The 26518-nt window shown below is 65.7% G+C and carries 23 protein-coding genes and 1 tRNA gene; 16 read left to right on the forward strand and 8 right to left on the reverse strand.

Annotated features, from left to right (window positions below):
• Positions 1-163 precede the first annotated feature (163 nt).
• The 4 genes from GGR04_RS14275 (at position 164) to GGR04_RS14290 (ending at position 3230) form a co-directional block, all read left to right on the forward strand.
• A complete protein-coding gene (locus tag GGR04_RS14275) occupies positions 164-1327 on the forward strand; it encodes an ABC transporter permease (protein WP_183200591.1) in 1164 nt (387 codons plus the stop codon).
• The gene (locus GGR04_RS14280) at positions 1324-2265 is read left to right on the forward strand and encodes an ABC transporter ATP-binding protein (RefSeq protein ID WP_183200592.1); all 942 of its coding nucleotides are present in this window, start codon (positions 1324-1326) and stop codon (positions 2263-2265) included. The genes GGR04_RS14275 and GGR04_RS14280 overlap by 4 nt, the downstream gene beginning before the upstream one ends.
• A gap of 11 nt (positions 2266-2276) precedes the next feature.
• Positions 2277-3062, forward strand: a complete 786-nt coding sequence (locus GGR04_RS14285) for an ABC transporter permease (protein ID WP_183200645.1) — start codon at positions 2277-2279, stop codon at positions 3060-3062.
• 91 nt (positions 3063-3153) lie between these two features.
• Positions 3154-3230: transfer RNA gene (locus GGR04_RS14290), tRNA-Arg, on the forward strand.
• Here the strand turns inward: GGR04_RS14290 and GGR04_RS14295 are convergent.
• Positions 3201-4823, reverse strand: coding sequence for a recombinase family protein (locus tag GGR04_RS14295; RefSeq protein WP_183200593.1), 1623 nt, complete (start codon positions 4821-4823; stop codon positions 3201-3203). The two genes, GGR04_RS14290 and GGR04_RS14295, sit on opposite strands and share 30 nt — an antisense overlap.
• A gap of 797 nt (positions 4824-5620) precedes the next feature.
• On the opposite strand from GGR04_RS14295, the gene GGR04_RS14300 reads away from it, so the two are divergent.
• Positions 5621-6418: a hypothetical protein gene (locus tag GGR04_RS14300; RefSeq protein ID WP_183200594.1), complete on the forward strand. Its 798-nt coding sequence runs from the start codon at positions 5621-5623 to the stop codon at positions 6416-6418.
• Positions 6419-6804: 386 nt separating this feature from the next.
• On the opposite strand, the gene GGR04_RS14305 is transcribed toward GGR04_RS14300, so the two are convergent.
• From GGR04_RS14305 to GGR04_RS14335, 7 genes are all read right to left on the reverse strand, one after another.
• Positions 6805-8115: a hypothetical protein gene (locus GGR04_RS14305; RefSeq protein ID WP_183200595.1), complete on the reverse strand. Its 1311-nt coding sequence runs from the start codon at positions 8113-8115 to the stop codon at positions 6805-6807.
• A gap of 497 nt (positions 8116-8612) precedes the next feature.
• Positions 8613-9551: a nucleoside recognition domain-containing protein gene (locus GGR04_RS14310; protein ID WP_183200596.1), complete on the reverse strand. Its 939-nt coding sequence runs from the start codon at positions 9549-9551 to the stop codon at positions 8613-8615.
• A 28-nt stretch (positions 9552-9579) separates the two neighbouring features.
• A complete protein-coding gene (locus GGR04_RS14315) occupies positions 9580-10341 on the reverse strand; it encodes an SDR family NAD(P)-dependent oxidoreductase (RefSeq protein ID WP_183200597.1) in 762 nt (253 codons plus the stop codon).
• 93 nt (positions 10342-10434) lie between these two features.
• Positions 10435-11196 carry an amino acid ABC transporter ATP-binding protein gene (locus GGR04_RS14320; protein WP_183200598.1) on the reverse strand — a complete coding sequence of 254 codons (762 nt, stop codon included), beginning with the start codon at positions 11194-11196 and terminating at the stop codon, positions 10435-10437.
• The gene (locus GGR04_RS14325) at positions 11189-11851 is read right to left on the reverse strand and encodes an amino acid ABC transporter permease (protein ID WP_183200599.1); all 663 of its coding nucleotides are present in this window, start codon (positions 11849-11851) and stop codon (positions 11189-11191) included. Before GGR04_RS14325 ends, GGR04_RS14320 begins: the two co-directional genes overlap by 8 nt.
• 10 nt (positions 11852-11861) lie before the next feature.
• On the reverse strand, positions 11862-12503 hold the full coding sequence (locus tag GGR04_RS14330; RefSeq protein WP_183200600.1) for an amino acid ABC transporter permease: 642 nt from the start codon (positions 12501-12503) through the stop codon (positions 11862-11864).
• Between the two features lie 71 nt (positions 12504-12574).
• Positions 12575-13360 carry a transporter substrate-binding domain-containing protein gene (locus tag GGR04_RS14335; protein WP_210291794.1) on the reverse strand — a complete coding sequence of 262 codons (786 nt, stop codon included), beginning with the start codon at positions 13358-13360 and terminating at the stop codon, positions 12575-12577.
• Between the two features lie 644 nt (positions 13361-14004).
• On the opposite strand from GGR04_RS14335, the gene GGR04_RS14340 reads away from it, so the two are divergent.
• From GGR04_RS14340 to GGR04_RS14390, 11 genes are all read left to right on the forward strand, one after another.
• Positions 14005-15498 (forward strand): aminotransferase-like domain-containing protein, encoded by a 1494-nt coding sequence (locus GGR04_RS14340; protein ID WP_183200601.1) that lies wholly within the window; start codon positions 14005-14007, stop codon positions 15496-15498.
• A gap of 103 nt (positions 15499-15601) precedes the next feature.
• Positions 15602-16393, forward strand: coding sequence for an aldolase (locus tag GGR04_RS14345; RefSeq protein WP_183200602.1), 792 nt, complete (start codon positions 15602-15604; stop codon positions 16391-16393).
• Positions 16394-16433: 40 nt separating this feature from the next.
• Positions 16434-17810, forward strand: coding sequence for an aminotransferase family protein (locus GGR04_RS14350; protein ID WP_183200603.1), 1377 nt, complete (start codon positions 16434-16436; stop codon positions 17808-17810).
• Between the two features lie 306 nt (positions 17811-18116).
• Positions 18117-18865 (forward strand): IS5 family transposase gene (locus GGR04_RS14355; protein ID WP_183200604.1). Its coding sequence is split into 2 segments (ribosomal slippage): positions 18117-18450 and positions 18450-18865, totalling 750 coding nucleotides; the frame shifts between segments, so codons are not numbered across the junction.
• Between the two features lie 273 nt (positions 18866-19138).
• Positions 19139-19537 carry a RidA family protein gene (locus GGR04_RS14360; RefSeq protein WP_183200605.1) on the forward strand — a complete coding sequence of 133 codons (399 nt, stop codon included), beginning with the start codon at positions 19139-19141 and terminating at the stop codon, positions 19535-19537.
• 21 nt (positions 19538-19558) lie between these two features.
• A complete protein-coding gene (locus GGR04_RS14365; protein ID WP_183200606.1) occupies positions 19559-20527 on the forward strand; it encodes a D-2-hydroxyacid dehydrogenase in 969 nt (322 codons plus the stop codon).
• A 117-nt stretch (positions 20528-20644) separates the two neighbouring features.
• Positions 20645-21541 (forward strand): transporter substrate-binding domain-containing protein, encoded by an 897-nt coding sequence (locus tag GGR04_RS14370; RefSeq protein ID WP_183200607.1) that lies wholly within the window; start codon positions 20645-20647, stop codon positions 21539-21541.
• Positions 21542-21564: 23 nt separating this feature from the next.
• Positions 21565-23088 carry an amino acid ABC transporter permease/ATP-binding protein gene (locus GGR04_RS14375; RefSeq protein WP_183200608.1) on the forward strand — a complete coding sequence of 508 codons (1524 nt, stop codon included), beginning with the start codon at positions 21565-21567 and terminating at the stop codon, positions 23086-23088.
• Entirely contained in the window at positions 23085-24140 is a 1056-nt protein-coding gene (locus GGR04_RS14380; RefSeq protein WP_183200609.1) for an alpha-hydroxy acid oxidase, read from the forward strand. Before GGR04_RS14375 ends, GGR04_RS14380 begins: the two co-directional genes overlap by 4 nt.
• A complete protein-coding gene (locus tag GGR04_RS14385; protein WP_183200610.1) occupies positions 24137-25126 on the forward strand; it encodes an ABC transporter substrate-binding protein in 990 nt (329 codons plus the stop codon). The genes GGR04_RS14380 and GGR04_RS14385 overlap by 4 nt, the downstream gene beginning before the upstream one ends.
• Entirely contained in the window at positions 25126-26505 is a 1380-nt protein-coding gene (locus GGR04_RS14390) for a dihydroorotase (RefSeq protein ID WP_183200611.1), read from the forward strand. The genes GGR04_RS14385 and GGR04_RS14390 overlap by 1 nt, the downstream gene beginning before the upstream one ends.
• Positions 26506-26518: the final 13 nt, after the last annotated feature.

Here is a 26518-nt window from a genome sequence, read left to right on the forward strand (position 1 = left end):
GCATGGCCGCAGGATGACCTTCCAGTTACGAAACGTTGCGGGCGGCACAAGGATGGCGTCGCCGTGTCGCAGCGCCCGCTGACGCCTCGGATTCCCGCTCCATAATAGAAGCGTGTGACGGTCGCCGGAAAGGCGCACCGCCGAGCCGGGGAAAGAGGGGCCGTTGAGAGGAGGGATCAACAAGGTCGGGCTTCCCGTCGCCGCTCTCGCCGCCTTCGGCGCGCTCGGCGCGCCCTTCGCGCTGTTTCGCGCCAACCGCATCGTCGCCGGCGAGGGGTGCGGGATCACCGACGCGCTGCCCGCCTCGGTCGCAGGCCTCCTCCTGTTCGCGGTCGCGGCGGGGGCGCTGGTCGCGCTGCTGCGCACGCCTGCATGGGCCCGCCTTCTCGCCGCGGCCGTGGTCGTCGTGCTCCTGTTCCTCGCCCTCGGCCTGTCGCCGGCGCACCTCACGGGTGCCGGCGATCGCTATGCGCGGGTGTCGCCGGCGGCCGGCTTCTGGCTGCTGCTGCTGGCCTTCGCGATGCTCGCCGCCGACGGATTGACGCGCCTCCGCCCCTCGCCGGCTCTGCGCGTGCTGCTGCTCGCCGCGCTCGCCGCCGGCTTGGCGCTGCTGCTTGGCTCCGGGCGGCTCGACGGTCTGTCGATCTTGCGCGAATATGCGGGCCGCGCCGACAGCTTCTGGCGCGAGGCGACGCGCCACGTCGTGCTGGCGCTCGGCTCGCTGGCCGCGGCGAGCCTCGTCGGTCTGCCGCTCGGCATCGCCTGCCACCGCATCCGGGCGCTGCGCGAGCCCATCCTCAACGTCCTCAACATCGTGCAGACCATTCCGTCGATCGCGTTGTTCGGGCTCCTCATCGCGCCGCTCGGCTGGATCGCGGCCCATGTGCCGGCCGCGCAGGCGATCGGCCTTCGCGGCGTCGGCGTCGCGCCGGCGCTCGTCGCGCTCTTCCTCTATTCGCTGCTGCCGGTGGTGGCGAGCACGGTGGCGGGCCTTGCCGGCGTGCCGCGCGCCGCCGACGACGCCGCACGCGGCCTCGGCATGAGCGGCCGCCAGCGCCTGTTCCAGGTCGAGCTGCCGCTGGCCTTTCCGGTGATCCTCACGGGCATCCGCATCGTGCTCGTGCAGAATATCGGTCTCGCCACGATCGCCGCGCTCATCGGCGGCGGGGGCTTCGGCGTCTTCGTGTTCCAGGGCGTCGGACAGACGGCGATGGATCTGGTGCTCCTCGGCGCCGTGCCCACCGTCGCCCTCGCCTTCGCCTCCGCCGTGGTGCTCGACGCCGCGGTGGACCTCGCCTCGACCCCATCGAAGGGCCGCGCGCCATGATCGAGATCCGAAACGTCAGCAAGCGCTACGGCGACGGGAGCGTGGTGGACGACGTGACGCTGACCGTGGAGCCGCGCACGATCGCGGCGATCGTCGGCACCTCGGGCTCGGGCAAGACGACGCTGATGCGCATGATCAACCGGATGACCGAGCCGAGCGCGGGCGCGATTCTCATCGACGGCGTCGACAACCGAACGATCAAGGGGCCGGAGCTGCGCCGGCGCATCGGCTACGTGATCCAAGACCACGGCCTGTTTCCGCACCGCACCGTCGCCGAGAACATCGCCACCGTGCCACGGCTGCTCGGCTGGGACCGGCGTCGGCGCGAGGCCCGCACGCACGAGCTGCTCGAACTCTTCGGCCTCGACCCGGCGCTCTTCGCCGGGCGCTTTCCGCACGAGCTCTCGGGCGGCCAGCAGCAACGCGTGGGCGTGGCGCGCGCGCTCGCGGCCAAGCCCAACATCCTCCTGATGGACGAGCCCTTCGGGGCGCTCGACCCGATCATCCGCGCCAAGGCGCAGGCCGATCTCCTCGCCGTGCAGAAGGCCACCGGCACCACGATCATCCTCGTCACCCACGACATGGAGGAGGCCGTGCATCTCGGCGCCCGCATCGCGGTGCTGGATGCCGGTCGCCTCGTGCAATACGCCCGGCCCGTCGACATCCTGTCGCGGCCCGCCAGCCCCTTCGTGGAGGAGATGATCGGCAGCGGCGACCGGGCCTTCAAGGTACTGTCGCTGGAAACGCTGGAGGCGCTGGCCGAGCCCGGCACCGCCGCCGGGCCGCCGATCCCCGTCGGCGCCACGCGGCGCGACGCGCTCGCCGACCTCCTCTGGACGGGGCGCGCGTCGGCTCCCGTGACGGACGCCGCCGGGCGCCCGCTCGGCATCGTCACGGCCGCCTCGCTGATCGCCGCCGCCGCGCGGCCCGCCGCGTGAGGGCCAGCGCCATCCGCCTCGGGGCGCCCGCCTTCGGGGCACGCGGCCTCCTCGCTCTCGCCGCGCGCATCCTCGCGGTCGCCCTCCTCGTGGTGCTGCTCGGCTTTCCCGATCTCGCCGCGCCGGTTCTGGCGCCGCTTGCGCGCGCCGGCGCGCCCGTCATCTACAACCAGGGCGACCTGCTCGACCTCACGTGGCAGCATCTGCGCATCGTCGCCCTGTCGACCACGCTCGCCGCGCTCCTCGCCGTGTCGATGGCGATCTTCGTGACGCGGCCCGTCGGCGCCGAGTTCCTGCCGCTGTCGCGCAGCCTCGTGAATGTCGGCCAGACCTTCCCGCCGGTGGCGGTGCTGGCGCTCGCGGTGCCCGCCGTCGGCTTCGGCGAGACGCCGACGCTGATCGCGCTCTTCCTCTACGCGCTGCTGCCCGTCTTCGAGACGACGCTGACCGGCCTCACCACCCTGCCCCCGGCGGTGATCGAGGCGGCGCGCGGCATGGGCCTCACCGGCTGGCAGCGGCTCTGGCGCGTCGAGCTGCCGCTGGCGCTGCCGCTGATGGTGGCGGGCCTGCGCCTCTCGGCCGTGATCGGCCTCGGCACGGCGACGATCGGCTCGACGGTGGGCGCGCGCACGCTCGGCGAGGTCATCATCGCCGGCCTCCTCTCCGACAACGCCGCCTTCGTGCTCCAGGGCGGCGCCATCGTCGCGGTGCTGGCGGTGCTCGTCTACGACGCCCTCACCCAGCTCGAGCGCACGCTCGCCCGGCGCCTTCGCCCCGCCTCGCACGACGAGCGCTGACGCGACGATCCCGTCTTGCCCCCCCGCCGCCGCTCCTGTATCAACGGTCCGTCCAAGAAAGACTGCATCGCAGGCCCCGCGCCCGCGAGAGGCACCCGTAGCTCAGCTGGATAGAGCGCTGCCCTCCGAAGGCAGAGGTCACAGGTTCGAATCCTGTCGGGTGCGCCATTCCTGAACAGAACTGGGCACCAGTTCTGCCAACTGATCGACCTTTCCGATCTGTTGGCGCAGGACGTCGTTTCGGCCCCGGACGGTGGCGACATGGTCGCCGACCACGATGCTGTCCACCGTCGCCCGGATGTAGCTCTTGCGGAACGCCACCGCACCGTTCGCGATGCGGTCGGACATGACCTGTGAGAGCGCGACAACCTTCTCAGGCGTCAGGTCAAGGCTCGGTCCGATCCGGGCCAGCACGCGCTCCTTACCGGCCTGAGCGATCGCCCGCTCGGTCTTGGCTCGCTCGATGCGACCGGCGATGTCCGGATCACGCAGGCTCAACGCACCCAGTTCGACGCCATCGTAGAGGACGGCCAGTCGCGCGTTCGCCCGTGCCAACTCCTCCTCGATTCGGATGAGTTCCCTGTTCTCCGATGCCGACGAGCTTGCACGCCGCTCGTCGATCATCTGCAGCATACGCGCCAGTCGGCTAGGCTCGAACAGATGGCGAACAAGCGTCGTGGTCACGGCGTGATCCAACTTGTCCATCGGTACCGAGCGACCCGCACAAGCCGACTTCCCGCGGGCCTGCTGGGTAGCGCAAGTGTAGTAGCGATAGCGACCGCTCTTGCCGGTTCGAATGGTCATGGCACCCCCGCAGTCGGCGCATCGCACGAGGCCGGTCAGAAGGATTGGGCCCAAGACGGTCTTAGGCAGGGCGACCTTCGGATTGCGACTCCGCAGCAACTGGCGCACCGCATCCCACGTCGAGGCATCCACAATCGCGGGACAGGACACCTGCACGTGCTGGCTGTCATCTCTCGCCTCGCGCGTCCGCGAATCCGTCTGGTTGTAGACGTAGACTCCTTTGTAGACGGAGTTGGTCATCAGTGCGTGCAGCGGTCCCGTATGCCACATCTTGCCGCTGCGCGTGCGGTAACCGGCTGCGTTCAGATGGGAGGCGATGTTCTTCACACCCATTGGCCCCGATCGGTTGTCGCCGATCTGCGCGAGGCGATAGATCATGCGCACGACCGGCGCTTCCACCTCATCGACGGCAAGTTTCTTCTTCTGCTTCTTACCCACCACCTCGCAGACGTAGGTCCTGTAGCCAAACGGCGGTGCAGACCCGTTCCAATAGCCCGCGCTTGCATTCGCCCTCATGGTGCTGCGAACATGCTTGGCGGTCTCGCGGCTCGAATGCTCGTCGACGACGGCCAGGAGCTGTCGCATCAGATCGCCGCCCTCGTCGCGTGCGATCTGCTGGGTGACCGAGTAGAGTTCCACACCGCGCCGCCGCAAATCGCGGAGGGTCAGCTCGGTTTCCGGCGCGTTCCGTCCAAATCTGGACTGAGCGTAGACGATGATGGCGCGGAACGGCGGCGGGTTGATTGCAGCATCTCGTAGGAGACGCTGGAGTGCGGGACGATTCTGCGTCAGAGCTGACTTGCCATCGACATAGGCCTCGACCAGCGTAAAGCCGTGCTGGGTTGCGTACGCCTCGACGGCGACCTTCTGGTCCGCAAGGCTGATTCCCTCGCGCTCCTGTCGCTTGGTGGAAACGCGGTAGTAGGCGACCGCCGGCACGAGCTTCTGATCCGTCACGCGATCATACCTTTTACTCGCATCCACCGTCCGCAACACGAACCGCCCGTCGTTTGGGATCCCATTCACCCTCAGAGATAATGTTCTCGAGCACTGCGCCCAACAAAGCCAACTCAGGTTCTCCGATCGCGATTGTCCCTTCCACCACTGCGGCGAACGGACGAGGATATGGCGACTTGGGGTATCTTCGGCGTTCGTCTGACATGCAGGCGATCGTGGCGATCGCCTAGCGGCCGGACCCCCCACTTAATTCGCCGAGCGTACCAACTCGTCGACGACGTCATCGCAACCGGCCCGTGACCATGAAGCGCTGAGCGCAGATCGAGACACGAATTAAGTGGGGGGTCTGCGCTTCCGCCTGCGTCGTACGCTCAGCGCCATGACTTATCGCACCAGCATCACGGCGGCCGAGTTGGCGACCGCGTTCCGAACGTCGCTGCGGACGGACATCGGCAACGCATCCATATCCCATGCCGTTCGCCAGTGCGCAGCGATGATTCGGGCTGCCCGAGACGATGGCGTCGGCTGGCGGGACATCGCCGGCGTCCTTTCGGCACCTCTCATCGCGATGGACCGTCCCCCGCTTTCGGCAGGCTCCTTGCGCTCCCTGTTCCGCCGGGCGCCGGCTTTGCTCCCTTCGCGCGAGCGACTGCATCTGCAACCAATTCACCGGCAACCCTTCCGACCCACCCAAATCCCGGCCGCGGTTCCGGACGCCGCATCGTCCGAAGCCACCCCTCCGACCTCCCCCAGCGCACGGATCCTTCAGAGCCGCGCCCTTTTGAAAGCAATAGATCATGACCTTTGATGCCCACACGAACGACGCGCCCGTCGATCAAATCGCCATCATCGCGACCGAGCGCGGTGGCACCCGCAAGACCGCCACGGCTGCGGCGCTGACGAGCTTTTTTCTTGCCAGGACACCCGACGTCAGTGTTTGCCAGATCGACGACCAACTGACGCTGCCCTCGATGTTCGGCGATCTGGTGACGACGATCCGCATGCCGTCGGCGGATACGCTGCGGCAGGACGATCTGGCGGATGCCGTCGCGCTCGAGCCGCTCTTCATGCAGATCTTGGAAGGCCGTGGCGTCACGATCGTCGACTGCGGCGCCAATAACGACGCCAGATTCTTCGACGCTGCAGCCGCTCTAGACCTCGACCACGAACTCGCCGAACGGCGGCGTGCCGTCACCGTCATCGTTCCAACGACAACGCATCCGGACGCCATTCTCCTGGCCTGCCGCACCATCAAACGTGCCGAGGCGGTTCTGCCGACGGCCCGCATCGTACCACTCCTGTGCGAAGACGGAGGGAGCGTCGAGGACTTGGGCGTGCCATCGGCGCAGAAGGCCTACACGACGATCCTCAAAACGTTGGACCGCCGTTACTCCGCGCGCCACCCGCGGCTGCCGATGCGTACTCTCACCGCGATCGGTCGGACGTCCCTGTCCCCATGGCAGCTGCCGGATATGGCGATCAAGGATTTGATGCCCGAGATCAAGGAACGGATGGTCCTCGCATCATACATCCGCGGAGACTTGACCGCCTGGCGCGCCGGAATGGAGCGGACCTTCGCGGTGCTGTTCGGCTGATGAAGCGTCTCGATCCATCCATCATCCAGCGGGTGCGCGACGATCGCGCGCCCCTTCACCGGCTAATCCTCCGCTGCCACCCCGATCAGTTGGCAGCTGTTATCATGGAAGCGGCACAACTGGTTCCCCCCAGGCAGCTTGGCCAGCTTCTCGCCAAACGCGAAGCCTGTATCCTGAATTGCAACCGGCAAACCCTTGGGAAGGTGGCCGCCCTTGAGGATCGCTGCGCCCAGTTGAAGGCATCCCGCCGGAACCGCTACGCGAAAGGACTCAGGGACGGATACGAGCAGTGTCTGTACGATCTCCCTCGCCCGGTGAGGTTTTACGTCATGATTGTGTGCTACCCGTCGAAGGTGGAAGCCTCGCTCGATTCGCTCCTCGACCAGCTATGGTGTCGATTTAAGGCGCCGCATCTCAGCATCCACCGGGAGCATCTCTGGCATCTCGTCCAACGCTGGAAGAAGCGGATTCGGGATCGTTGAGGCGATCTCCAATGCCGCCTGACACGCCGGATGGGAAAGTCCGTAGAACCCCCTGGACCACGCTCGCAGACCATAGGTCGCCAGCACTGAACGCTCCGTTTCCACCCGTCGCTCGTATGCACCCACAGCCATCGCAGCCTCCATCAGCGGGCGCAGATAAGCCTTCGTTGGCATCAGACGCGATGCATCGAACTCGAACTCATGCGCCAAACGGACCATCATGGCATCGCCCGGCAAGCGGTCGGCATACCGCATCAAGCCAATGGCTTCGGCCACGTCGCTGGGAACGTCGTATCCCTCCCCGGCCGTATCGGATACAGAAAGCTTGTCCTGTTTGACCGCCTCCCGCTTCAGACGTCGAATAGCATCGGCCTTGACACGCGCCTCGAGACGGAGAGCCACAAGACTCTGAAGAACCGCCAGCATGTCCTGGACTTGAGGCAAATCGGTCGGCTTGGCGTTCAACTTTCGCGGTTGGGCCTTTCCGGCCTTCGCCCATGCCCAGCCCATCTCACGACTGTCTTGCGTACCGTAGATGAAAGCGACGTGAGCTGGCGCCTCCTCGCACATATCAGTGAGGATCTTCGTTACGACGGATCGTCCGTCGTCCACTCCAAGTCCAGATGAACCGCGATGGAAGGTCATAGCACTGAGCGGTTCGACATAAGGATGGAGGGCGTCCATGGCACGATCATTGGCCACCTCTCGATTTTCTGCGTCCAGGTGGCCAGCGATGAAACGAACGAGACGATAGACTTGCACCATGACCGCGCGCGCGACACCGAGCTCGATCGGGTCGTAGAGACCGGTGATGCAAGCGCGCGTGACCTGCTGAGACGTCACGTTTGTGCGCGACGACGACCCGGGCCTTCCCCGTGGATTGGGTTTAGCTTCAACAAAGGCAGACGGCAGGACGATGCTGGCTAGGCAGCGCCCGCCGTTCAACGGGATCGAGTCTCCGATCGCGAAGGCGTTCGGTTCAGCTACGGTGGAATAGTCGATGACCGGCGATCGTGGATCGAAGAACTCCCTGGTCCATATCGCAAAATACGGACTAGCGATGTTCGAGATATAGTTGTTGAGTTCACGCACGACCTTCCCGTGCAGATCGTCGCTCGGCACAAGGCTGAACCCGGCTGCCGGACGAACCATCAGCTTGAGAACGTGATATTCGTTCCAAATTCTCAATGACGTCTGCCTATCGTAAGCCGGCATTCACCCCCCCCTTTTTCATTCACTTGCGCGCAGACGGCACAGCATCACGATAGTAGTATCGTTATCGTTAAGCTCTAGGTTACTGCAAAACATTCCGCGCTTCATCGCTGGCGATTCTGACTCATGCAACCCGTCACTCCGCGACGAGAAATGTTGAGTACGCGAACTGCTACCCGTTTGGAACCACAGTGCCGACCGTCATCCAGCGTCAGTCCATAGTGATCCAAGCGCTGCCGATTGCTCCTCCAGCGAATCAGTGGCTTGTGAGAAGTTGGGCCGGAAGCAGACGGACCGCTTTAGGGGCAGGTAGCCTGAAAGCAGTCGTCCCATGAGTGCCAGTGCGCCGACACCGGCATCGACCTATCGCTTTCTGTCTAGGCTCAGCACAATGACAGCGACCAACGATGCAGATCTTGAATCCATCGTCGCGGGTGGTGACGTTCGGGCCTCCCAAGCCATACTAAAGAGTAATTGGAAAGCGCTATACTTCTACCGTCTTAGCCTCCTATGAACATTCCCACTGTCGCGCGCACGAAAATACCCACGGAAGCGCCAACTGCTGCGACAACCCAGAGCTTCGCCACGCGGCTGCCGGCCGTGGTCAGGATGGCGATGCCCGGCAGATCCAGCGGGTGGACGAGCCAGTCCGCCGCGCGGTTGACGAACTCTGCGTCGATCGCGCCAGCGGCTTCCTGAGTGGCCATGGCACTAAGCGCCGCGACGCCGCCGCCAAGGTACTTGCTCAACGTGGGTGCGATCAGGCGCGGATCGATCCCGAGCCGGTCCAGGGGCGTTGAGAGAAGCCAATCAAGGCCATCAAGCCCGCCCGCAGCCCGTACGCCGGCGATAATGCTCAGCGAGAGGGCCATGATCGGAATCGATCCCGTCGCGATCCGAAACGCCTCGCTCCCCGCCCGATTGATGATCGCGAGGACGCCCCGCGCGTCCTCCACGGCTGCCAGCGAGACGAGGGTGTCGTCGCTCTGTCCATCGCGGGAGAGGCGGCTTGCGAAGACGTGGTAGGTCAGGGTCGCAGCCACGAGCCCGCCCATCATCGAGATCGCGATGAACCGTCCGATGTCGAGCCCCAGCGCGGCCATCGGAAAGACCACGTTGGCCTGTCCCATCGCCAGGACCATGGCGAAGGTGGTGGCGAGATGCCGATCCGAGACGCCCTGGCGCTCCATGGTGGCGAGCGTGGCGACCGGCGCGGCAAAGCTCACGAAGCTGACCTGCAGGAGCGCGATTACGCTGAGGCCCGTCAGGCCAAAAGGGCGAAGCAGCGGCGCGAGGAGTCGCGTCAGCCTGTCGAGGAGGCCCGCGGCCTCCGCCAGCCGCATGATCGATAACATGACGACCATGACGGGCAGGAGCGTAAAGAGCGACAGTTCCACCGCCGAACGTCCGGCGGCCATGATCGTGCCGATGATGTCCATGGCCGTCGAGCCCTCGCCGGATAGCGGCTCAGGCGTCCCGATCGACGGCGAAGGGCGACCAGGCCTGGCGCTGGGACATGATCTCCAGCCGGTTGATGGCGATATGCGCCGGAAGGGTGGCGACATAGACGATCTGGTCCGCGATGTCCTCGGCGGTCAGCGGGGTGGTGTTGCGGTAGATCGCGTCGGAGGCCGCCTGGTTGCCGCGCGTGCGCACCATGGTGAACTCGGTTTCGGCCGCGCCCGGCGCGATGTCGGTCACGCGCACACCCGTCTTCAGGAGATCGCAGCGCAGGTTGAGGCTGAACTGCTTCACGAAGGCCTTGGTCGCGCCGTAGACATGGCTGCCGGGATAGGGCCACTCGCCGGCCACCGAGCCGATGTTGATGATGCTGGAGCCCGTGCCCGTCTCGATGAGGAGCGGCAGGACGGCATGCGTCGTGTTCACGAGGCCGGTCACGTTGGTGTCGATCATCGTATGCCAATCCGCCAGTGCGGCCTGGGGTGCTGGTTCCGGCGCGAGTGCGAGGCCGGCATTGTTGACGAGCGCGGTGACGCAGCGGAACGCGGCCGGTAGTTCGTCCACGACAGCCTGGACGGCCGACGCGTCGCGCACGTCGAGCGCGGCGATATGGACGGGCACCCGATCCTCCAGTTCGGCTTTCAGGTCCTCCAGCCGCTCCAGGCGTCGGCCGGTGAGGACGAGCGCCCAGCCTTCGCTGGCGAAGCGGCGGGCCGTGGCGCGGCCGAAGCCGGAGGTCGCGCCGGTGATGAAGGCGACGTTGGTCATGACGGGGTCCTTGGGGGCGAATGAGCACTGCCGCGCGCAAGCGCGGCGGCGAGACTTTCTGAAGTAGGAATAGCCGGGACGGCCGCGGAGGCGTCAGTCCATACGCTCGAGGAACTTGCGCACGCGTTCCGAATCAGGGTTGCCGAAGAACTTCTCCGGCGGCGCCTTCTCGACGATGAGCCCTTTGTCGAGGAAGACGACCTGATCGGACACGGCGCGCGCGAAGTCCATCTCGTGGGTGACTACGATCATCGTGTACCCTTCCGCCGAGAGGTCGCGCATCACCTGCAGAACCTCCCCGACGCGCTCGGGATCGAGCGCCGAGGTCGGCTCGTCGAAGAGGATGACCTCCGGGCTCATGGCGAGCGCGCGGGCGATGGCCACGCGCTGCTTCTGCCCGCCCGACAGGGTGAAGGGATAGACCTCGGCCTTTTCGAGGAGCCCAACCTTCTCCAGAAGCCGCATCGCCGCCTCCCGGGCCTGCGCCTTCGGCATGCCCTTCACCTGGACGGGCGAGATCATCACGTTGTCGACGACGTTGAGATGGGGCCAGAGGTTGAAGCTCTGGAAGACCATGCCGGCGCGCGCGCGGATGGCGGCCATCTCGCGGTTGGTCATCTTGCGCTTCTTGGCCTCGTTGAAACCGATGCGCTCGCCCGCGATGCGGATCGTGCCGCTGTCGGGCTCCTCCAGCCAGTTGATGCAGCGGAGCATGGTGGACTTGCCCGACCCCGAAGAGCCCAGCACGCTCACGACCTCGCCCTTGGCGACCGTAAGGTCGATGTCGCGCAGGACCTCGAAGCCTGAGAAGCTCTTGCAGAGCTTGTGGATCTCGACGGCCGGCCGCTCAGACATTCTCGAAGCCTCGCTTGATGCCGAGCGCGCCGGCCTTCTTCACGGCAAGCTCGAGGCAGACGGTGATGGCCCAGTAGAGGGCGATGACGACGACGAAGGCTTCAGTCGGGATGAAGTACTGGGCCTGGAGCGCGTTGGCGGCCGCGGTAAGCTCCTGCACGGTGATGATGGCGAGGAAGGACGTGTCCTTGAGCGCATAGATCAGCTGGTTGCCGATCATCGGGCGGGTGCGCAGGAGGAGCTGCGGCGAGATGATGCGCAGGAAGGTCTTGTGCGGCAGGAAACCGTAGGCTTTGGCCGCTTCCACCGTTCCGGGCGGCAGCACCAGGCGCGCGCCGCGCAGGATCTCCGCGAAATAGGCGCCGTGGTAGATCGTCATGGCGAGGAGGCCGGCAGTGACGGCCGACATGCGCAGGCCGAGCTGCGGCAGGCCGTAGTAGAGAAGATAGGCCAGCACCAGGAAAGGCAGGGCGCGCATCGCGTTGACGTAGCCGCGCAGCGCGGCGGCCAAGGCGCCGCCCCCTTCCATGCCGTAGACGATGAGGCCGCCGATCAGGAAGGCGCCGAGGGTCGAGAGCGCGAAGATCCAAAGCGTTATCCAGAGGCCCGACAGGATGATGTCGCGGCTTTCCCAGAGGATGGTCCATTCGGTCATCGAGCGCTCCTCACATCGCCAGCCGGTTGGCCTTCCGCTCGGCCCGGGACTGCAGTTTGATGAGGACGCCGATCATGATCATGTAGAGAAACCCGGCGGCGAGGATGGGCGGCAGCGGCTGGTAGGTCACGGCGCTGATCCGGTTGGTGACGCGCGTGAGGTCGACGAGGCCGATGATGGCGATGGCCGGGCTGCTTTTGACGAGGAAAGACATTTCGTTGACGAGGCCGGGAAGGCTGGTCGTGACCATCTGCGGCAGCATGATGTGGCGGAAGAAGGTCACGGGCGCCATCCCGCAGGCATAGGCCGCCTCGCGCTGCTCGCGCGAGAAGTTGAGGAAGGCGGTGCGCCAGATCTCGGCGTTGAAGGCGGTCGTGTTCAGCGTCAGCGCGAGGATCGCCGTCGTCGTCCGGTCCAGCGGCATGCCGAAGCGGGGCGCGGCCAGGAACAGGAACAGCGCCAGGGTGACGAGCGGCGTGGCGCGTGCAAGGCTCGTGTAGACGGCGAGCACCTGATCGAGCACCGGGATCCGGGCGGCGCGCAGGAGCGCGACGCCGAGGCCGAGAACGAGGCCGATGGCGATCGCGCTGCCCGAAATCCAGAGCGTGACCCAGGCGCCTTCCAGAAGCAGTAGCCAGGCTTTTTGCGTCATGTCCGCCCGTCATCGAAGGTGGTCGTGTCCGATGTCGGCCGTCGCGCATGGAAAGCGGGAGGCCGGCGACGTCAGTTCAGCCCGGCGAGCTTGTGGAACTGCTCCACGTCCTTGATCGGGTCGGTCGGCAGGTCGGGGAAGGCTTCGCCGAACCACTTGGCCTGAAGAGCGGCGAGGCGGCCGCCGTCGCGCGCCTCCTTCATGAAGGCGGTCGCGAATTCGAGGAGTTCGGGGCTTTCCTTCGGCATCGGCCAGGCCGCGAAGCCGGCGCCCGACACGGCCATGCCCTTCTCGAAGACGTCGCCCTTGTTCTTGACGAGGTCGTTGATCGAGATCAGCGCGTTGATCACGTAGTCGAGTCGCTCGTTGGCGAGGTCGGCATAGGCTTCCGGGTAGGACTGGTACTCGACCACCTGGCCGATCTCGCAGTTCTTGTCCGCCATCATCTTCTTGAGCTCCGGCAGGCGGGCGAGGAGCGCGCTGCCGGCCTGCAGCCCAACGGTCTTGCCGCAGAGGCTGGCGATGTCGCCGATCCGGTCGTCGCCCTTGCGCTTGACATAGTAGTGCTGTGCCGAGGCGAAGGGCGGAGCGAAGTTGAAGACGCGAAGCCGGTCGTCGGTGACGAGCGCACCGGTGAAGGCCATGTCGTACTGGCCGGACGAGACCGAGGCCAGGAGACCGGTCCAGGGCAGGATTTCCTGCTTGACCTCAAATCCTTGTTTCTTGGCGAAGGCCTGCAGGTCTTCCAGGAGTTCCTTGTGAAAACCCTCCGGCTGGCCGTCGACGATGTAGTTGAACGGCGCGTAGTCGTCCTCCGTCGCGACCGTCATGACGCCCTTGGCCTTGATGTCGGACATGTCGGCAAGGGCCGTGGACAAGGACGATACGAACGCGCCGACCAGGGCCAGACCACGCAGCAAATTGATCGGCCTCAAGGCCTGGGCCATTCTCGTCATGGGCATCGGAAGCTCCTGTTCTATGAGACGCTCTCGGAAGAAGCGGCGGCGGCCTGTCGACCAGGCTGCTGACGGAATAAACGGATCATAGAAATGCCTATTCAAGCAGCGATAGGACCAGTTTTGCAATGCGCTCGTGTCAGGGTGCACCGCATCACCCAAACGGCCGCCGCCGCAAGGTTTCCGCAATGTCAGAGGCTTGACTGGACCCATTCGACGACGAAACTGGTCCTATCGCTCCGCGAAAATCCGTCTCTAGGATCGCGGACGGCCGGTGGAGGACCCTCGAAGTCCGGGTGCCGCCCCTCCCGAGATCGCGTCCCCCAAGGGGCCTCAGGACCTGACCCATGCGCCCTGCATATCACGCAGGCAGCCTGGGCGCCTTTGAGCCAGAGGCGCCTCGACGCTGCTGCCCAAACCTTCGGCGGACGAGGATGGCGGACCGCGTTCCATGCCGCCGCCCCCTGCCGCATGGGTCGGTCTGCATCCGGCTGTCTGGCGCAAGTTTTGCCTGGGACTCCCTCGCAGCTTGCGCGGAGCCCCCAATGATCGACCACTTTCTCCCCGTCCGTTTCGAGCCGGGCCGCGGGCTGCAGGAGCAGCTTCGCGAGGCGTTGGTCTCGGCGATCCTCGGCGGCGGCTTCCCGGCGTGTGAGCCCTTGCCCTCCTGCCGCAAGCTGGCTGACCAGCTGCGGGTCTCCCGCAACACCGTGAACCTCGTCTACGAGAGCCTTCTCGACAGCGGCTACATCGTCAGCCAACCGCGCCGCGGCTTCTTCCTGCATCCCGCCTATGCCGGCGGATCTCCCCCCACGGCCCATGGCCAAGCATCCGAGGGCAGCGGGGACGCCGTGGCAGAGGCCGGCGGGACCGGGGCGCTCGACTGGGAACGACGCTTCAAGCTCCGCCCCGGCATGACGTCTGGCGTCTTCCGGCCGCAGGACTGGGCACGTTTCCCTTACCCCTTCGTCTACGGCCAGCCGATGCGCGACCTGTTTCCGCTGAAGCGCTGGCGCGAGGCCTCGCGCAAGGCGCTGCGCCGAGAGAGCGCGCCGTCCTGGCTGCACGACCGGTTCGACCGCGACGACGACATGCTGGTGGAGCAGTTGCGCACGCGCGTCCTGCCCAAGCGCGGCATCTGGGCCAAGCCCAACGAGATCCTCGTCACGCTCGGCTCCCAGAACGCACTTTATCTCATTGCCGCGCTGCTGATGAACCGCCAGACGCGTGTGGTGATGGAGACGCCGGGTTTCCGGGATGCCCTGTCGATCTTCGAACTGCACGGCGCCGACGTGCAGCTTCATCCGATGGATGAGGAAGGCCTCGTGCTCACGCCGCAGATGGCCGAATGCGACTATGTCTACCTCACGCCCAGCCACCAAGTGCCGACCGGCATCGTCATGAGCGTCGAACGGCGTGAGCGGCTGATGGAAGGCATCCGGCGGAACGACCAGATCGTGATCGAGGACGACTACGACGCAGAGCTCAACCTCGACCGCGACGCCCTTCCGGCGATCAAGGCAGGCGGCGCCGGCAACCGCGTCATCTATCTCAGCAGCCTGTCGAAGCCCTTCTCGCCGGGTCTGCGGCTCGGCTATCTCGTGGCCGACGCGGATCTCGTCGACGAACTGCGCTCGCTGCGCCGGCTGATGTATCGCCATCCGCCGCTCAACAACCAGCGCATGATGGCCGAGTTCCTGGCGCAGGGCTATTACGACGCGCACCTGCGCGCCTTCCAAGCCGAGCATGCCCGCCGGCGCGATCTCCTGCACGGGGCGCTCGCCCGCGATCTCGATGCGTGCCGCCATATCGGCTCGCCGACGGCCAGCGCGTTCTGGCTGGCGGCGCCGGGCGCGATCGACACCCGCAAGCTCGCCTGGGCGGCCGCGCGCCAGGGCGTCGTTTTCGAGTACGGCGAGCAGTTCTTCTTCGAGAGCGCTGCCCCGACCAATTTCATGCGCCTCGGCTTCAATGCCATCGACGCCGAGCGTATCGGCAGGGGGGTCGAGCTTCTGGCGCATTCCCTAGACCGAATCTGACCCCCCGACCGAGCGGTCGCCACCCTATCGTCGCCGGACCCCCCATCCGGCGAAGAACGCCGCGTGTCCGCCCCATCCAACGCCTGCGAGGAGACGACCCGCCTTGGCCCACGAATTCACCGTCCAATCCGGTTCCCCCGCCGTGCTCCGCAACCAGTCGCTCGACACGGACGCCGTGCGCCAGGCGCGGATCGATCTGGCCGCCTGCTTCCGCATGGCGGCCCGGCTCGGGCTGCAGGAGGGGATCTGCAACCACTTCTCGGCGGTCGTGCCCGGCCATGACGACCTCTTCCTCGTCAACGCCTATGGCTGGGCCTTCGCCGAGATCAGCGCCTCCAAGCTCCTGATCTGCGACTTCGAGGGCCGGGTGATCGCGGGCGAGGGCCAGCCGGAGGCGACGGCCTTCTATATCCACGCCCCGCTGCACAAGGCGCTGCCGCGCGCGACAGCCGCGTTCCACACGCACATGCCCCATGCAACTGCGCTTGCGATGACGGAAGGGCCGCCGCTCGTTTGGGCAGGCCAGACGGCCCTCAAGTTCTACGGCCGCACCGCCGTCGACGAGGACTACAACGGCCTCGCGCTCGACGAGAGCGAGGGCCGGCGCATCGCCGCCACGATCGGCGACGCCGACATCGTCTTCATGAAGAACCATGGCGTCATGGTACTCGGTCCCACGATCGCCGAAGCCTTCGACGACCTCTACTATCTCGAGCGTGCCGCCGAAGCGCAGGTGAAGGCGATGTCGCTCGGGCGTCCCCTCAAGCCGATCGCGCCCATGATCGCCGAGCGCGCCTATCGCCAGATGCGCGAAGGCGACCCGGAAAGCGCGCGGCTGCACCTCGAAAGCGTCAAGAGACAGCTCGCCCGCTCCGAACCCGAATTCATGCACTGACGCCAGCATCTTTCAGTCCTACTTCCAAGAGAGCCACGCCATGAACGCCGTTCCCCAGCCCAACGACATGCGCCCCATCATCGAGGCGGACCGCCGTCACGTCTGGCACCACATGCTCCAGCACAAGCCGCTGGAGACCAACGATCCGCGCATCATCGTGGAGGGCAAGGGGCTGAAGGTCTGGGATGCCGCTGGGCGCGAGTATCTCGATGCGCTGTCGGGCGGCGTCTGGACGGTCAATGTTGGCTACGGCCGCACCTCCATCGCAGATGCCGTGCGCGACCAGCTCGTGCGGATGAACTACTTCGCCCAGTCGGCGGGCTCGATCCCGGCGGCGCGTTTCGCCGAAAAGCTTCTCGAAAAGATGCCGGGCCTGTCGCGCGTCTATTTTAATAATTCCGGCTCGGAGGCCAACGAGAAGGTCTTCAAGATGGTGCGCCAGATCGCACAGCGCCATCACGGCGGAGGCAAGTGGAAGATCCTCTACCGCGAGCGCGACTACCACGGCACCACGATCGCCACGCTCGCCGCGGGCGGCCAGCCGGAACGCGCGGCCATGTACGGCCCCTATCCCGACGGCTTCGTCATGGTTCCCCACTGCTTGGAGTACCGCAAGCAGTGGGACGTCGGGAACTACGGCGAGCGCGCGGCCGATGCCATTGAGGAGGTAATCCTACGCGAGGGGCCGGAGACCGTCGGCCTCTTGTGCCTTGAGCCGATCACGGCGGGCGGCGGCGTCATCGTGCCGCCGAAGGGCTACTGGGAGCGCGTACAGGAGATCTGCCGGAAGTACGACATCCTCCTTCATATCGACGAGGTGGTTTGTGGGCTCGGGCGCACCGGCACCTGGTTCGGCTACCAGAACTTCGGCATCCAGCCCGACTTCGTGACCATGGCCAAGGGCGTCGCCTCGGGCTACGCCGCCATCTCCTGCACGGTGACCACCGAAGCCGTGTTCGAAATGTTCAAAAGTGCGGCCGATCCGATGGCTCATTTCCGCGACATCTCGACGTTCGGCGGTTGTGCCGGCGGGCCTGCGGCGGCGCTCGAGAACATGCGCATCATCGAGGACGAGCATCTACTCGAAAATTGCCTAGCCATGGGCGCGCGCCTGCGAGCCAATCTCGAGGCATTGAAGGACAAGCACGCCGTGATCGGCGACGTGCGCGGCATGGGCCTCTTCCAAGGGGCGGAACTCGTCAAGGACCGCGCAACCAAGGAGCCTGTGGACGAGAAGAGCATCGCTCGGGTCATTGCCGAGACCACCGCGCGCGGCGTCATGATCGGCGCGTCCAATCGCTCGGTGCCCGGGCTCAATAATGTCCTTTGCCTTGCCCCAGCGCTCGTTGCGTCTGTGTACGATATCGATGCCATCACCACGGCGATCGACGAAGCACTCACTGTAGCCTTCGCCTAATTGTTCATCGGCTGGCCGATGCGATCCCGTGCGTCTGGCCAGCCATCCATTCACGATGAAAGCGAAGTGGATGTAGCCTATTGCAACTGTCCGCATCGCTCGATTTGCAGTCGCTTCGGGGGCGAAAGCGACCTGTCCGCTAATCGGAAAAAGGAGATCAGAGCTGACATTTCCTTTGCCCCCGACGGCCATTTGCATCTTGCTGCGTGATCCCAAGGGTCGTTGATTGAGTTGCTAAACCTAGGCTCAGGACCTATAAATTCACTTTGAAGTCTGATTCAGTGGTGCTTTCGAACGGAGGTTCGGTTGGCCGGTCTGTTTTTTCTGAGCGAGCGCCAGATGGCGCGGATATCGCCGTTTTTCCCTTTGTCGCACGGGGTTCCAAGGGTCGATGATCGGCGGGTGGTGAGCGGTATCGTCTACGTGATCCGCAACGGGTTGCAGTGGAAGGACGCGCCCGCCGGCTACGGGCCGCACAAGACGCTCTACAACCGATTCATCCGTTGGTCGCGGCTGGGGGTGTTTGATCGCATCTTTGCCGGGCTCGCCGGCCAGGGGCCCAAGCCCGAGCGCATTATGATCGACGCCACGCACCTCAAGGCTCACCGCACGGCGGCGAGCCTCCTTAAAAAGGGGATGTTCCCCGTCGCATCGGGCGGACCAAGGGCGGACTGAACTCCAAACTCCACACCGTCTGCGACAACGACGGGCGGCCGATCGTCATGCTGCTGTCGGAAGGCCAGATGAGCGATCACAGAGGCGCTCGCCTCATGCTCGACGCCCTGCCACCCGCCGCCCATCTGATCGCCGACCGGGGCTACGACAGCGCCTGGTTTCGAACGGCGCTGAATGCACGAGGTATCGAGCCCTGCATCCCGTCGAGCCGAAGCCGCAAGATCCCGTTCGCCTACGACCGGGCCCTCTACCGCCAGCGCCACAAGATCGAGAACCTGTTCGCCAAGCTCAAGGACTGGCGGCGCGTCGCAACCCGCTACGACCGATGCGCCCATACCTTCTTCTCAGCCATTTGCATCGCAGCCACCGTCATCTTCTAGATCTGATCAATGAGTCCTGAGCCTAGGACACGTTCCGCATATTGGTTTGTTGCACTCCGAGACACCCTGAACATCCCGCAAACTCAGGGTAATTACTTCGCTCCTCTGAAAACCTCTTATGGTGCAAGAGAGTTTCGATCGCTAAAAATTTTAGCTGCAGTTGACGCAAAGCGCAATATTTGGGCATGGCTTGAGTAAAGGATATGCACGCTAAACATTGACCGAACAAATTTCGTATACGAATATACGCTAATACGAAATAAGGGTCAGCTGATGCCTATCGCCATCTCTTATCCCGGCACGTCCGCCAGCGATCGCCCTATGGGTTCGGCCCCTCTATCGTCAGCTCTCAAGTGCGGGTCGATCTTATTTGTATCTGGGCAGGTGGCTATCGATCCCGCTAGCGGCGCGGTGGTAGGCGATGACGTCGCGGGCCAGACGCGCCAGGTCCTGACGAACATGAAGGCGCTGGTCGAGAACGCCGGCATGACGATGCGGAACGTCGGCAAGGTCGGCATCTACCTGACACGGCTCGAGGATTTCGCGGCGATGAACGCGGTCTACGCCGAGTTCTTCGAGGCACCCTACCCGGCCCGCGCCACAGTCGGCATTACGCTGAACGATCCCCGTCTCCTGGTCGAGATGGATGCGATCGCGGTTGGCGCCGGCTGAGCCCGGACTCGGAGAGAGCGAATGCATATTCATATCGAACATGACAGCGACGCTCTGCAACTCTCGGCGACCCGGCTGCGTGAACGGCTGGTGGCGGCGGGCATCGCCACCGATGGGTTGACCGTGACGGAGAACGGCACCCCCACCGCGATGGCGTCAGCGATCGCTGGCGCGGAGATCGTCTTCGCCTGCCGGAAGTTGAATATCGCCGCGGCCAAGGCCGCCGCGCCGGCGCTCGACTGGGTCCAGGTGGTGTCGGCCGGCGTCGAGGCGCTGCTGCCGACGCTGCCGGCCGATGTCACCCTCACCAACGCCTCCGGGGTGCACGGTGATAAGGGCGGCGAGTTCGTGCTGACCGCGGCCCTGATGCTGAACTATGCCATCCCGCAATTCGTTGCAGACCAGGCGGCGCGGCAGTGGCAGCCGCTGTTCGGCGGACCGATCGCTGGCAAGACCGCGGTGATCCTCGGTGTTGGCGGCATCGGCAAGGCCGCGGCTGCGGCACTCCGCTCGCGCGGCGTCAAGGTGATCGGTGTCACCCGCTCAGGATCGAGTGATGCAAAACTCGACGACTCCATCGCGATCGACCAGATCGACGCGGTTCTGCGCCAAGCCGACATGTTGATCTCGACCCTGCCGCTGACCTCGGAGACTGAAGGGCTGATCGACCGCAAGCGGCTTGAATCCCTACCGAAGGGTGCCGGCGTCATCGTCGTCGGCCGGGCGAAGGTGGTTGACTATGCCGCGATGGCGGGCCTCTTGCGCGCCGGCCATCTCGGCGGCGCGGTGCTGGACGTCTACCCGGTCGAGCCGCTGCCGGAGACCGACCCGCTCTGGGCCTGCCCGCGGCTCATCATGACGCCGCACTGCAGCATCGACGACCATGACGGCTACGTCGAGCGTTGCCTCGACATCTTCGTCGAAAACCTTCGCCGCCGCATTGCCGGCGAGCCGCTCACGAACGTCGTCGACCGGACCCTCGGCTACTAGCCGCCCGCCGACGCCTTTCGGAACATGCGCACTGACGAGCGACCCGCGCGACGGCTCGCCGGTGCGAAAGGCGTCGATCACGGCGTCCCTATCAACCGCGCCCAGGAGTGACTGCCCATGCCTACTGCCATCCGCCGCTTCACCGCGTTTTTCGGCGGCGCCGCGACACTCGCTTTCGCGATCGCCGCCCCGGTCCAGGCCGCGGAAACCATCGAGCCGAGCGCCAAGGCGTTCGCCGAGATGCCGGCCTGCAAAGCCTTGCAGGAAACGCATAAGTCGCTCGTCGGCAAAGAGCTGAAAGTCGGCCTCGGCGGCTACACTAAGGGCTGGGAAGCCCCGGCAGAAGACGACCCATCGCGCCTCGAAGGTCATGATCCCTCGCTGTTCGAGCGGATCGGCGGCTGTCTCGGCATGACCCCGACCTACCAGACGGGCTCGTTCAACGTCCTGCTCACCTCGATCAACAGCGGCCGCGCCGATATCGGCCCCATGCTGTACGTCACCGAAGAGCGGATGAAGCAGGTCACTTTCATCGCCTCGGTCCAGGTTCGTGACGGCTCGATCGTCGCCAAGGGCAATCCAAAGAAGCTCACCTCTCTCGACAGCCTGTGCGGCATGACCGTCGCCTCGGCGGCCGGTGCGTACGAGGCGACAAAGCTGATCCCTGAGCAAAGCAAAGTGTGTGTGGATGCCGGTAAGCCAGCGATAGACCTTCTGCTTGTCCAAAACACTGACAACAGCATCCAGGCGGTCCGCAGCGGCCGCGCCGATATCTACCTCACCGAGGCGGGCTCGGCTGGTCAGATCACCAAAACCGACGACACGCTGGAGACAGCGTTCACCGTCGACCTGCCGATCATGGTGGGTTTTCCCGTCGCCAAGGAAAAGGGTGAGATCCGCGACGCAGTGTTCGCGGCGATGAAGATCATCCAGGAGACCGGCGTGCAGAAGAAGCTGCTCGACTTCTGGGGCCAGGGTGCCGACGGCGAGCGCCCGGTCGAGATCCGCGGCTAGACCAACCCAACGAAGGCGCCGACATGCAGGACTTCCTCACCTATCTGACCCTTCCCTATCTCTGGGAAGGAGCTGTGATCGCGATTGAACTGCTCGTCGGCGCCCTCGCGGGCGGCATTATCATCGGCTTCTTTCTGGCGCTCGCCAGCTTGTCGCGGCATTGGTGGATCCGCCTGCCCGTACAGACCTACATTTACATCCTGCGCGGCACTCCGGTGCTGCTGCAACTGGTGCTGCTCTACAACGTGCTGCCGCAGTTCGGCATCACCTTCTCCGCTTTCACCAGCGCGCTCTTGGCGCTGACCATCAACGAGACGGCGTTCTGCGCGGAAATCATTCGCGGCGGCATCCAGTCGACCGACCGCGACCAGCGCATGGCGGCGCAGGCCTTCGGCTTCTCCCGCACCACCGAAATGGTCCGGATCGTCATTCCGCAGGCGCTCAGGGCCATCTTGCCAACGCTCGGCAACGAGGCCGTAGGCTTGCTGAAGTCCACCTCGCTCGCTTCTGTCGTCGGCGTCAACGAACTCACCATGCGCGGACAGACCATCGTCTCGCAGAATTTCCTGTTTATTCCGGTGCTCGTCGCATCCGGAGCGATCTACGTGATCCTCTCCTCTTCGATCGCGGCGATGCAATGGTACCTGGAACGGCGGGTCGGCCTGGAGCACCGTGCGAAACGCGCCCGCAAGCAGCAGGCCAGAAACGCCGTCGCCGCGGTTGCACTGCCAACGGGCCCGTACGCCGCGCGCCGCTTCTCCGAAAATGCCGCGACCATCCTCGACATCGACGACCTGCATGTCGCCTATCGCGACAAGACGGTGCTCGACGGCATCACTCTGCGCGTTCGCCGCGGCGAAGTCGTGGTGCTGCTCGGCCGCTCGGGCTCGGGTAAGAGCACGCTGTTGAAGGCGATCCTGGCGCTGGCGCCAGCGAAAAGCGGCTCGGTGACGGTCGAGGGACACCCGATCGGCCGCACCACGGACGGCAAGCCGCTGCGCGAACGGCATCTGCCGGGCAACCGCGCCGCGTCGGGCGTCGGCATCGTCTTCCAGCATTTTGCCCTGTTCGATCACATGACGGCGCTGGAGAACGCCATGTCGATCCCCCGCCTCGTGCAGCGCCTGCCCGAGGCCGTCGCCCGCGCCAAGGCGAGCCGTGCACTTGCCAGCGTCGGCCTGTCGAGCTTCGAGACCAGCCTGCCGCACGAACTCTCCGGCGGCCAGCAGCAGCGCGTCGGAATTGCCCGGGCGCTTGCCAGCGAGCCCAACGTCCTCCTCTTCGATGAGCCGACCTCGGCTCTCGATCCGGAACTGGTGCGCGAGGTCAACCAGACCATCCGCGACCTCGCAGAGACCGGCATGACCATGCTAATTTCGACGCATGACATCGCCTTTGCCGCGACCGTCGCCGACCGCATCGTGTTCCTGCAGAACGGACGACTGGTCGAGGAAGGCCCCCCGTCACGGCTGCAGGCGCCAGAAACGGAATCCTTCGCCGCCTTCCTGCGCCAGGAATTCGCCGGCAAGCAAGCGGTACCGGCATGACCGCGCCGCTGCCCTTCGCCGACGAAGCCCGCGCTGTGCTCGGCGAGGCGCTCTACCGTTACATGATCGGCCAGCCGCGAGATGCCGGGCCGGACGAGGGTGACCGCAATGCCCACGATCTCACCCGCTACCGGCTGCTGCCCCGGGTGTTGACCGGCGCCGAAGGGGCCGACGTCCGCCTCCCACTCCTCGGACGCCATTTTGCAGGGCCTATCGCGGTCGGCGCCTATGCGGGTGACCGCGTGTTCAACGAGGACGGCCTCATGCCGATCGCCCGCGTCTGCCAGCGCATCGGCCTGCCGCTGATGGTTTCGGAAGAGACCGTTACACCGCTCGCCGAGATCACAACCGCGCACGACGCCGCCTTCCTGCAACTGCGCGCCGCCGGCCCCGTCGACCGCATTCTCGGCCTCCTCGACACGGCCGCCGACGCCAAGGCGATGGGCCTGGTGCTGACGGTGCTGGCGCCGGTGCACCCGGTGCCTGGCCTGCAGCCGGGCGGTTTTTCAATTGGAGAAGAGCTGGTCCGCCGCGGCTGGTCGACGATCGGCTCGACGGGGCCCGGCGTCTCCCCTCTTTCTGCTTTTCCAGGCTGGGGCTGGCCCGACATCGCGACCGTCTGCCGCGCCGCGGCTGAGCGAAACCTGCCGGTGCTGCTAAAGGGTGTCCTGCATCCAGACGATGCGACGAAGGCCGAAAGCGCCGGTGCCGCCGGCATCATCGCCTCGAACATCGGCCTGCGGCAAAGCGGCCGCTGGGCCGCGTCAGCGCGTCAGCTGCCGGCGCTGCGCGGTGAGACGCCGTTGCCGCTCGGGCTCGACGGCGGCGTGCGCAACGGGACCGACCTCGTCGTCGCACGCTGCCTCGGCGCCGACTTCGCCGTCACAGTTCGCCCCGTGATCACCGCCCTCGTCGGCGGCGGCGAGGCGGCTTTGGAAGCGATGCTACGCGGCTGGCTCGACGAGGCCCTCGCCATCACCAGCTGGCTCGGCGCCGCCTCGCTCGCCGAGCTTCGCCCAAGCCACCTCGTCGAAGATGGAGGCGCCCGATGACCCCGACCGACCAAAGCCAGCCGCCGCTGCCCGTGCTCCGCCTCAACCAAGGCGACCCCAGCGAGGCGCGCATCTACTATGGCGTTCATTTCGTCGCCGAGGCGCTCGGCTTCTTCCGCGCCGAGGGCGTCGCGGTGGAATTCCAGGTCGCTGGAACCGGCGGCCACACCGTGCGCGGCGGCCAGGTCCCGGCGGTGCTCGCCGGAGGGGCCGAACTCACCGTCGGCGGGCCGATGGTGACGATGAAGATGCTTGAGGACGGCGAGGACCGTCTCGTCTCGTTCTGCGCCGTCGCCGCCGGCAATCCCTGGATCCTGGCCGGACCTGCCGGCGCGCCGACCGTCGAGCTCGAGGATCTTGCGGGCAAGACCATCGTTGACGTCGCCAATGTCGGCACCGCGACCATGACCTTCCTCTGGCTGCTGGCCAAGGTCGGCATCGAACTGAGCAGCGTGACGCTGGTGCCCGGAAGCGGCGACGAAGCGGCCGATGTCGCGTCCGTTGCTGCCGGCACTTACGATTTCGCGCTGCATTCGCTGCACGCGCTGGCGCCGTACATCGTCAGCGGCCGGCTCAGCATCTCGGCGGAGCTCGCCGGCCCGACCGGCGCCGTTCCGTGGAGCGCCTACATCGCGCGCCCGGAGCGCATCGCAGCGATGCGGTCGGAGTTTGTCGCCTTCGTCCGCGCGATTGCCCGGGCGCAGGCCTTCATGGCTATGGAGCCGGCAATCTTCACAGCGAAACTCGTCAGCGAGGCCTATCCCGGCTATCCCCTGGATGGGCTGGTAGCCGGCTTTGACGGCTACCACGCGTCCGGCGTGCTGGCGCCGAGCCCGGCGATCTCCCGCGCCGACTTCGAGCGCTTCTCGGCGCTGCTCGTCGATGTCGGCTGGCTGCAGCGCGCCGCCTCGTTCGACATCCTCGTCGACAATTCCCTCGCCGACGCCGCGGTGCACGTCCTGTCGAAACGGGAAAGGAAAGCCTGATGGACAGACTGATCATCAACGGCCTCGTCGTCACCGAGGCGGGACCGGTCGAGGCGGACATCGGCATCACCGGCGGAAAAGTTTCTGCTCTCTTTGCGCGAGGCACGGCCGGCGCGGCGGCGGAGGTAATCGAAGCGGACGGACTGATTGTGATGCCCGGCGCCATCGACATGCACACGCATTTCACCGGATCGCACGACCAGCCGGTCAAGGAACTGCGCGACGGCACGATTGGCGCAGCCGTCGGCGGCGTAACGACGGTCGTCGAGATGCCGCATTCCGCGCCGCCCGCGACATCGGTGCAGAACTTCAACCGCAAGCGGGCGCTGTTAGACGCCAGTGTCGCGGTCGACTTCGCCCTTTGGGCCGGCCTCGACGGCGACAATCTCGATGAACTTGCGGGGCTCGACGCCGCCGGCGCCATCGCCTTCAAAGCCTTCCTCACCAGCGGCGACCCGGCCGGTGATGCGCCCGACGAGAAAGGCTTGCCGCAAATCCGCGACGGGTTCCTGCTCGACGCCATGCGCGAGATCGAGCGCTTCGACGGGCTGATTGGCATCCACGCGGAGAACCACGACCTGCTCGTAGCGGCGAAGGCGAAGCTCTTGGCCGCCGGACGGCACGATATTCGCGCGCATGCCGAAGCCGGACCCGAGATCGCAGAGATTGAGGCGGTCGGCCGGGTGCTGGCACTGGCGCGCGAGAGCGGCGTGCGCTGCCATGTCGTGCATGTCAGCTCAGCCAAGGCCGCCGTCCTGATTAGCGCGGCGAAGCTGGACGTGCGCGCGAGCTTCGAGACCTGCCCGCATTACCTCGTGCTCGACGAGGAGGATCTCGTCCGCATCGGCGCCAACGCCCGCTGCGGCCCGCCGCTTAGGCCGCGCGCCACGGTCGACGCGCTTTGGGCGGAAGTGCTGGCCGGCAAGGTCGACGCCCTCGCCTCCGACCATTGCCCCTACCTCCCCGCGCAAAAGCGGTCGGGTGACAGCTCGATCTGGGAGGCTGGCATGGGCCTTACCGGCGTCGAGACGCTTGGCCCCATCTTCTTTTCGGAAGCCGTCAACAAGCGCGGTTTGGGCCTCGGCGAGTTCGCCCGGATGACCGCTTCGGGCCCGGCCAAACTGATGGGCCTCTACCCCCAAAAAGGCGCGATCCGGATCGGGGCGGATGCCGATCTCGCGCTTTACGACCCGGCGGCGGAATGGATCGTCAGCGGCGTACTCTTCCATGGTCTTGCGCCCTGGAGCGCTTTCGAGGGTCTCGCCTGCTGTGGCAGGGTGGTGCACACGCTAGTGCGGGGAATCAGCGTCCAGATCGATGGCCACCGCAAGGTCGAACCGGGCTTTGGCCAGTTCGTGACGCGGATGCGCCAGAACTAGTGGCAGGAGGACG

It is taken from the genome of Aureimonas pseudogalii (assembly GCF_014196835.1).
GTDB lineage: Bacteria > Pseudomonadota > Alphaproteobacteria > Rhizobiales > Rhizobiaceae > Aureimonas > Aureimonas pseudogalii.

Coding starts and splice junctions, on each gene's coding strand:
- GGR04_RS14280 (WP_183200592.1), top strand. CDS start 1,324: ATGATCGAGATCCGAAACGTCAGCAAGCGCTACGGCGACGGGAGCGTG.
- GGR04_RS14300 (WP_183200594.1), top strand. CDS start 5,621: ATGACCTTTGATGCCCACACGAACGACGCGCCCGTCGATCAAATCGCC.
- GGR04_RS14305 (WP_183200595.1), bottom strand. CDS start 8,115: ATGCCGGCTTACGATAGGCAGACGTCATTGAGAATTTGGAACGAATAT.
- GGR04_RS14310 (WP_183200596.1), bottom strand. CDS start 9,551: ATGGACATCATCGGCACGATCATGGCCGCCGGACGTTCGGCGGTGGAA.
- GGR04_RS14315 (WP_183200597.1), bottom strand. CDS start 10,341: ATGACCAACGTCGCCTTCATCACCGGCGCGACCTCCGGCTTCGGCCGC.
- GGR04_RS14320 (WP_183200598.1), bottom strand. CDS start 11,196: ATGTCTGAGCGGCCGGCCGTCGAGATCCACAAGCTCTGCAAGAGCTTC.
- GGR04_RS14325 (WP_183200599.1), bottom strand. CDS start 11,851: ATGACCGAATGGACCATCCTCTGGGAAAGCCGCGACATCATCCTGTCG.
- GGR04_RS14330 (WP_183200600.1), bottom strand. CDS start 12,503: ATGACGCAAAAAGCCTGGCTACTGCTTCTGGAAGGCGCCTGGGTCACG.
- GGR04_RS14335 (WP_210291794.1), bottom strand. CDS start 13,360: ATGTCCGACATCAAGGCCAAGGGCGTCATGACGGTCGCGACGGAGGAC.
- GGR04_RS14340 (WP_183200601.1), top strand. CDS start 14,005: ATGATCGACCACTTTCTCCCCGTCCGTTTCGAGCCGGGCCGCGGGCTG.
- GGR04_RS14350 (WP_183200603.1), top strand. CDS start 16,434: ATGAACGCCGTTCCCCAGCCCAACGACATGCGCCCCATCATCGAGGCG.
- GGR04_RS14360 (WP_183200605.1), top strand. CDS start 19,139: ATGCCTATCGCCATCTCTTATCCCGGCACGTCCGCCAGCGATCGCCCT.
- GGR04_RS14365 (WP_183200606.1), top strand. CDS start 19,559: ATGCATATTCATATCGAACATGACAGCGACGCTCTGCAACTCTCGGCG.
- GGR04_RS14370 (WP_183200607.1), top strand. CDS start 20,645: ATGCCTACTGCCATCCGCCGCTTCACCGCGTTTTTCGGCGGCGCCGCG.
- GGR04_RS14375 (WP_183200608.1), top strand. CDS start 21,565: ATGCAGGACTTCCTCACCTATCTGACCCTTCCCTATCTCTGGGAAGGA.
- GGR04_RS14380 (WP_183200609.1), top strand. CDS start 23,085: ATGACCGCGCCGCTGCCCTTCGCCGACGAAGCCCGCGCTGTGCTCGGC.
- GGR04_RS14385 (WP_183200610.1), top strand. CDS start 24,137: ATGACCCCGACCGACCAAAGCCAGCCGCCGCTGCCCGTGCTCCGCCTC.
- GGR04_RS14390 (WP_183200611.1), top strand. CDS start 25,126: ATGGACAGACTGATCATCAACGGCCTCGTCGTCACCGAGGCGGGACCG.